The organism is Acetivibrio ethanolgignens (assembly GCF_001461035.1).
Lineage (GTDB): Bacteria > Bacillota > Clostridia > Lachnospirales > Lachnospiraceae > Velocimicrobium > Velocimicrobium ethanolgignens.
The window spans coordinates 1-7,107 of sequence record NZ_LNAM01000179.1; the positions used below are offsets into that span (position 1 = coordinate 1).

4 protein-coding genes are annotated in these 7,107 nt (G+C 33.0%); 1 reads left to right on the forward strand and 3 read right to left on the reverse strand.

Annotation, left to right across the window (positions count from 1 at the left end):
- Window positions 1-303 precede the first annotated feature (303 nt).
- The gene (locus ASU35_RS13425) at window positions 304-1,182 is read left to right on the forward strand and encodes an IS1634 family transposase (RefSeq protein WP_147525455.1); all 879 of its coding nucleotides are present in this window, start codon (window positions 304-306) and stop codon (window positions 1,180-1,182) included.
- Window positions 1,183-1,768: 586 nt separating this feature from the next.
- Here the strand turns inward: ASU35_RS13425 and ASU35_RS13430 are convergent.
- Genes ASU35_RS13430 through ASU35_RS13440 form a run of 3 tightly spaced genes read right to left on the reverse strand, consistent with a single transcriptional unit; the run spans window position 1,769 to window position 6,000 of the window.
- A complete protein-coding gene (locus ASU35_RS13430; protein ID WP_172794648.1) occupies window positions 1,769-3,172 on the reverse strand; it encodes a metallopeptidase TldD-related protein in 1,404 nt (467 codons plus the stop codon).
- Complete coding sequence (locus tag ASU35_RS13435; RefSeq protein WP_058353514.1) at window positions 3,084-4,349, reverse strand: radical SAM protein; 1,266 nt, start codon at window positions 4,347-4,349, stop codon at window positions 3,084-3,086. Before ASU35_RS13435 ends, ASU35_RS13430 begins: the two co-directional genes overlap by 89 nt.
- Window positions 4,330-6,000, reverse strand: a complete 1,671-nt coding sequence (locus ASU35_RS13440) for an ABC transporter ATP-binding protein (protein ID WP_058353515.1) — start codon at window positions 5,998-6,000, stop codon at window positions 4,330-4,332. Before ASU35_RS13440 ends, ASU35_RS13435 begins: the two co-directional genes overlap by 20 nt.
- Between the last annotated feature and the right edge of the window lie 1,107 nt (window positions 6,001-7,107).

The following is a 7,107-nucleotide window of genomic DNA, read 5'->3' on the forward strand; positions in this document are numbered from 1 at the left end:
GAATTCTTACCAAAAAGGAGCCATTTCTTACCAAAAACACAAACTATTTTACACTACCTCGTGATGATTTCTCGTTTTTTTGTTGCTTTTTCTCTTCAAATATGTTATACTTGTTCATTACGTATATAAGTCTATAGGAGCGAATTACCGCCTCCAAAATAGCTACTGTCCGACAGAATGACGATTATTATTCTCCTATTCTGGATCAGCCTTACGAATACAATATTTATGATACTTTGGATTTTATGTATGAATTCAAAGATAGTATCATTCGTAAATTAAATAAGTCCATTACTGCTTCCTTTGGCAGAGCCACAAATGCGATTTATAGACACTCTGGATTTATCACGTTTTATATTTGTTGCAGATCGTGGTATGTGTGCCACTCCGAATCTTTTGCATCTTCTTGATCATAACAACGGTTATATCATCAGCAAGAGTATTAAAAAATGCAAAAAACCTGATAAGGAGTGGATTCTTGACAACGAAGGATACATTCAAAAAGGAAATGATTTCAAGCAAAAATCTCGTACTGTCAAATATAAGGTTTCTGATCCTGCAAATCCAAAGAAAAAACGTGAAATTGTAGAAAAACAGGTCGTTTACTGGAGCAGAAAATTTTACGAAAGAGAAAAAGCTGCAAACAAATCTTTTTTAGAATTCGTTGAAAAGGTTAGGGAATCACCAGAAAATTCTAGAATTACAGCAATTCAGGCAAAAAGCATTAAAAAGTATCTTCGAAAAGAAGTATTAAACAAAGAAACTGGTGAATTAATTGACAGTAAGACAATCTGTTCTATGCTGGATGATGGGAAAATCAATGCTGAAACAGAATTAATAGGATACTATATGGTTATCACTTCTGAAGTAAATATGACAGATGACGAAATCATTGATACCTATCACAAGCTTTCAAGAATTGAAGATCAGTTCCGTGTAATGAAAGGAGCCTTTGATGCCCGTCCTATATTTGTAAGAAAAGAGGAACACATATCCTCACATCTTCTGATATGCATGATTTCTTTGATGGTATTGAGAATTATTCAACAACGAATTGTTGAATATCAGAAAACACATACAAAGGATTGCAAACAAACCAACTTATGGGAAATGGGGTTATCGGCTAACCGCATACAGTCCGCATTAAACAAATGGACCATTGACAGACTGCCTGGAGATTAATATCGGTTTAATAATATCGACGATAAAGACTTAAAACTGATTCTAGATTCTTTTGATATAAAAATCCCATTAAAACTATATCGAAGAGCGGAATTAATGCACATTTCGGATAAACGGAATGCCATTCTCACATCAGCGGTGTATTCGGATTGCATCACCCGTGTGTTTTATTGTGAGCGGAAGCAGGCTATGCCATTGCCTGCTTGATTACCATAAACTGCAAATAGATTCTGGGGTCAATGGGGCGCCGGCTTTAGCCCTTGCCATTGAAGCCTGAAGATATTTGTAGTAGTACATACACCGCCCGAGTAAAAGTAGCGCACCGAGGCACCAAAAGGCTCACACCGTTTGAAGCGAGAGCTTCACACCGATCGGGCGAAATTTGCAGGAATTAAAAAGTATCAAAACTGGTATAAAAATTTCAAAGTAGGTACGTAATTCTAGGTACATTTTTTCAAAATAAAAAATGTCCTAATTTCAACAAAAAGGTACTCTGTGCAAGAAAAATCTTCACACAGGGTACCTTTATCTCTTTATTAAGTGGCAAACACGGGTTATAGCAGAAAAACTAATTTATTTTTACCGGTTAACTAGCTGCAGCAATTTTTATTGACAGCGACGTATTATCCATCATAATTGATGGCGTATATGTGGCTGCTGATACATGACCCGAACTAGAATAACACATATTTTCCTGATAAGTGTAGTCATCGTACACTGAAATAATATTTCTCAAAAAGTCATTTCCCTTAAGGCGAATTTTCAACTCCCCTTTAATTTTAATTAATTGCCCGTCAGCATCGAACAAATATAATTCTGACGATTCGCATTTAACCTCGTTTGTAGCCGGAACAAAAGATGATGAAGAAAAAGTTTTAACAACTAACACGTCTTGTAGTTCAGACACACTTATTTTCTTGCAATTGGAGCTTACTAATTCAATGCAGAAAGATCTTCCAGTTGGTACATATTCATGAGACTCCCTCCTTGCTTTACTTGCAAACGGTAATTTTTTATCAGTAGTTTGTGCATACCTACACCCTAATAATCCAGTAAGTTTTCCCCTAACAATCAGTGGTGTTTTCTTGAGTATGTTTCCCTCATCGTCAATGTGTTTTATCTTGCCATACATTCTATACGGATTATCATACACTGAAATAGTTGAATTGCAAACACGTTGACCAATGCATTTAAATAAAGAATTGCCCTGAATAAAAAAATCATTTTCTAGCATATGACCACATATCTCATGCATAAGCATACCTGAGGCCATAGGTGCAAACAAAATACGATCATACTTACGTTCTTTGTTCTCTGTACACAGTTCCGCTTTCTTGTAACATCTTTTGTATTTATCCCCAATGAATGTTCTATCATTTGAACTTAACGTTTTTACTATCTCACCATTCTCGCTAACAATCAATTTCTGAAACAACCTGCCATCGCAAGCAAAGGAATAATTATTTGCTACCATGATTTCTTCAAACTGACACGATATAACCAAGTCAACCCCTTCTTCTTGATTATTCTTAAAAAACTGATTGACTTTATGAATAAAACCCTTCGTGCTGAAATAGTCTTTTTTATACCCATACCCTTTTACAGTAATTTCATCCTTAAAATAATCTTTCTTCGTAAAACCCAATATCTGATAGCATTTTCTTTCAATTTTTTCAAAATCCATACCATCGAATGAAAAAATCTCTTCTTTACCATCATTTACAACGGTCAGCCCAATACCCTTTTCTCTAAACTCATCAACACATTGGAGAGACCCTTTGGGCGTTGTACGATAATATACTGATGTATATACAAAAAATTCAACGAAAATTGATTTTGCTTCCGCAAAACGAATTACGGAATTCATCTTTTCAATGAGACTCAACTCACCATCTATCAAGTTACATGTCGACAAACCGGGATGCCAATCCTTTCTCACAATAATATACATACCTTGAAATAAACAAATCTTCCCGATATCTTTTTGCATATACACATGCATCTTGGCGACAGAAAATCTTTCCCTGACACTGTACTATCTTATTACACTTGCTACATTCAATATCTTTTGTAGGATTGTAAGATTTATACTGTTTGAATTTTTCGCTCAACAACGAAATATTTTCACTAAGTTCTGCAATACTCAATATTTTTCTATGAAACATCCCGTCACACAAAGAAATGTATCCATCCGCATACACTTTACACGAGTATGGTTGATACGCTGTGCATAATTTTAAATGCGAAGAAATTGCTCCTGTTACAGGAAATCCATACTTGATTAATATGTCAATAGTTTCTGATGAATTCCATCTAGCAAAGTCTTCAATACTTAATTCATTATAAAATAAATTGTAGTCGTAATTATCCGTATATAGTGCATCAATGTTATATACATGTGGTAAATTTTCCTTTACATATAAAACAAATTTTTCAAAATCTCCTATATTGGAATGATTTGTATTATAGCGAATACTTAATTTATTATTGAAATTATTCAGCTTCTTCAAATTTGCAATGCACATTTCAAATGAATTACCACCCACTAGAGGACGATTTAACAAGTGATCCTCTTCTAGTGAAAGAGAAACCGACACTTCTATATTATTGTGAGAGTTAAATATGTCCGAAAAATCAATACTTCCATTTGTATCAATATGATATGCCACCTTACGTCCATGCACCACGCTTAATTCATCAATTTTTTTCATAACATTTCGAATCGTATTAGCATGTAACATTGGTTCACCACCAATAAACCCTACAACAAGATTTTTTTTACTTTTGTCGTTTATAAAAACATTTTCTACATACAAATAAATCTTTTCCAAAATCTCTTCTGTTATATTATTTCTTTGCTCAAACGCATTTTGATAACAATATCTGCATTTAAAATTGCATAACGTTGACAATTCTATCGTCAGAAGAAAAATATCGCACTCCGTATCTAAAACTATTTCTTCTATTATAGCAATCTCACTTTCCATAATATCATTATACAAATCAGCATCACAGTTCCCTGTATCAACGATTGTCTGATATTCCTGCTGCTCCAACAAAAAGACAGCTCCGTTAGTACGATTAAACAAAATGAGTTTCCCATTCTCATATTGTATTTTCATAATATATTGATTTGCAAACGCTTCTTTAATATCTTGACGACACATATTGACTTGAATCCTTTATTATTATATTTTTATCTTCAAAGGTCACAACATAATCAAAACGGCTAACTATATCTGGAGAAAGCTTATGGCACACATAAAATAGTGTCATATCTAAAGATGTTATCAGTGTTTCAATCTGATAAGATGTTTCTGCATCTAAAGCAGCTGTCACCTCATCTAGTAGGAGTATTTCCGGCATACTAATAAGTACGCGAGCCAAACATAATCTTTGTTTTTCGCCACCACTTACTTCTAAAATTTCTTCGGAGACAATCGAATCCATTCCTTTTGACTTGACAAAAGATTCCAGTTGAACTTTCTCAGCAATTGAATAAACATCTTCGTCCGAATGCTTACGACAGACATCTATATTATTTTTTATTGTATCGGTAAAAATAAATCCACTTTGAGGCATATATCCTATTCTCTGATATAAATTTCTTTTATCTATAGTTCTCAATTCCTGCTGATTAAGAAAAATATTTCCTTCATAATCAATCTGTCCTGAAAGCAGCTTTAAAAGCGTTGATTTTCCGATGCCACTACTGCCTACCACCAAATATTTCTTTCCTATAGGAAATCGCACATTTACTTGTTGCAATATGTATTGATCCGAACCTGGATATTTCACAGAAACATTTTCCAGCAAACAATCTTGCACTTCCTCCAAAGCATTACCAGCGTCTCGTTTAACATTGAGCAGTTCGCCAAAAACGGTGTCTGCAATCTGCTTATTTCCTTTTAAATACGTTATCTGTTCAAAAAGATTTGAAATCGGATTGAATATCTCTGTGCTCAAGTAGATTGAGGCTGTAAGCAGACCAATCGAAAACACCCCATTCACATAAAAAAATGTAGCAAAAACAATAGAAGCAAATGTCAGAAGTAAAGTTAAAAATGCATTTCCTGGGCTATAATAAGAATCTAAAAGCCACCATTGCTTTTTTGTTTTGTTAAGCACATTAATCTTATTTTCAAAAGATCTAAGAAAAATTTCCTCAGCTCTTTGAAGCTTAATATAATCATATCCCTCCAGATACATTTTCAATCCGGTAAGATATTCCGCATTCCTAGATGACATCTCCATTCGTAAATCCTTAAATTTTTTTTCAAAAAGAGATGTATACACAATAATTACAAACGATAAAACCATATATATACTTGCAATAATCCAATTAATATAGAACGCAACAATAACAGTAAAAACACTTTGGCAAAGATATAATACTAAATTAAAGAATTCTAAAATGTAATCATTTATTATTGTAGGAATATCTTCTGTGAATCTTGACAAATAAAATCCTGTTTCTTTTATATGATACTCCTGCACGTCTTTACTTAAAATCGTCTGAAAAAAATCACGCTTTATATCGTAATCCGTCTGAACAATCAATTCAGAGCGAAGAATTCGCCTCATAAAATTAATAAATACATAAACGATAATATATATCAGTAAATAAATTACCTTTTTTACAAACTCGTCGGAATCAAATCCTAGCGCAGTTACTGTATTTGCATAATCAATAAACCGCTCAAAAAATATAGCAAAACAAGCTCCAAACAGTGCTTGCAGAGCAGTAAAAAAAACTACTAAGCAGAACGTCATTTTATGTTTATTCATGTAATATAATAAAAGACTTTTTTTATTCAACTTACTCTTCTCCTTACTAATGTGGTGATAATAGTATTGGAAAACATTGTTTCTTAACATTATCTCATTTTGTCATCATTTGAATATTTCGATTTTGGTATCCATTCTATCTAGTAATTTGGAAATCCTTTATATAATCAGTTATGCAAAAAACATCATACTAAACAAAAAGAAACTCCTCTCCCCAAAATTATCAAGTAAAGAATCATCATATCAGATGTGGCATTTAATGAATAAACTCTGCCTTAATTCAACTGCAAAACATCTGTTCATGCACTATCCACGAAGTATATATCAGACAGAAGATGCACATCTCCCGCCTGATACAAAACAAATGTCCTCCGTTTAAGGTGTTACAAGAAATGATCGATATACACCATTTCTGTGTATATCATCTTAGCACTTTACCATAGCTACTGACTTCTTGTCGCTGCTAGAACCAGAACAATTTCCACAAGCGGCTGCAACCTTAACAGGTTTTCTGATTATTCTCTTCATAATCCTCCGTATCTCCTTTCAATCTTTTTAGGGATGTCTACAAAACATCTTTCGCTCATAAACATTTCCCATTCTTAGTTATAAAGCACTTTACTTAATTCCAATAAAAAAACGTTCAGGCATATTTTTTACTTTCTTCCATCCCATCCAGCTTTTCCAAGCACTTTTATAGCTATCTATATATCGACGGATTATTTTCCGTAAATACCAACTTAAATAAGTTTGCTTGTTTAAAAGTACCTTTTTTTCAAATTCCAACTCAATTTATCACTTTAAAATTATACTACGATAATTCAGAAATGTCAAGTTATAAAACACTTGAGTTTCCGCAATTTTATCCCCGTCTTTAGGATTTAGCACCATATTTCTTTGAGAGTTAATTATATATCATTTTTCAGTAAGTCAGCATAATTGCTGGCTTTTTTGTTATTCAAAAAAACTTGACAAAATTTCTTTTTATCTATTGTATAAATGGTGCTATGGTGCTATACTATAAGAGGGTGATTTTTGTAGCATACTTTCTTAAAAAAACTAATAATAAAAAAGGTACTTATCTTCAGATTTATTCAAGCATTTAGGTGACAGAAAGTTGGTCATCCTAATGACAGT